We start from the raw sequence: 905 nt of genomic DNA on the forward strand, positions 1-905 counted from the left end.
TCGAGGGCGACCGTGACCCAAGCGTCGCCTTCACCCTCGGGAGGGCGCGCCTGCCATGAGACCGTGCCGCCGGGTTTCCGACAAAGAACAGCCGAGATGTAGCCGTCCTCGGTTTCCGGGAGCTCGAGTTCCACGCCGGCGTCAGGCAGGGAGATCCGCTGCGTCATGTCCGCGATGATGCCGCAGGCACGACCGCCCCGCGGCAGAAAAGGACGTCCCATCTCAGCCCGCCCACTCGGCAAGGACGGGCTCGAGAATCTGCCGCCCTACTTGAAGATGGTTCTCCTGGTCATTCGTGTACGAGGCGAACTCCAGATCGCTTGTAGCCTTCCGCAGCAGTTGAGGCAGTGGCGCGGACGCGTTGTCCAGCGCTCCGGCCGCTTGTTCGGCCAGACGGGAGAGGTCCAGCAGGCTCGCGGTGCCGTCTTCGAACGCGGTCCACGCTTCCCTGAGTGGCGCGAGGACGCGGCGGCCGTGGTCATCCATGGCTGCAGGGTACGGACTAATCCGCGGCCACCCGATCATGAAAAGCTCGCTCGGCGCCATGTGCGGAAACCGATCTATAGGTCGGCGCTCGAGTCGGACAGCACGGTTGTGCTGCTCGCATGCGGCGTCGGGTCAAAAGTCTGAGAAAGCGCCCGAGGACCTTCGCGGTGCACCGCTTCGACCAGGCCCGGAAGTTGCGCAAGGGCGTCCTTCTTGTAGCGCATCCGGCGTCTGCCGACCACCTTTCGCCGGTGCGGCCATCGGGTGCTTGTCCGACTGACCCTCACTTGCCACCCGAACCGGAAAACGAGCCTGCCGCCGAGGTTCCAGAGCGCGCCAGCGATCGAAACGAGAAGGCCGTAGTCGAAGTTCAAAGCCTGGTCGTACTGCCAGCCAATGACCCCAGAGGGCGCAGCCTC

Annotated in this window: 2 protein-coding genes; both read right to left on the minus strand. The window is 65.3% G+C overall.

Annotation, left to right across the window (positions count from 1 at the left end; translation table 11 throughout):
- Positions 1-222: 222 nt before the first annotated feature.
- On the minus strand, positions 223-486 hold the full coding sequence (locus AB4030_RS22385) for a hypothetical protein (RefSeq protein WP_442281403.1): 264 nt from the start codon (positions 484-486) through the stop codon (positions 223-225).
- A gap of 74 nt (positions 487-560) precedes the next feature.
- Positions 561-905 (minus strand): hypothetical protein (locus AB4030_RS22390; RefSeq protein WP_442281404.1); only part of this gene is annotated, 345 nt, incomplete at its 5' end.

The sequence above is a fragment of the Terrabacter sp. 2YAF2 genome (assembly GCF_052114705.1).
Classification (GTDB): Bacteria; Actinomycetota; Actinomycetes; order Actinomycetales; family Dermatophilaceae; genus Terrabacter.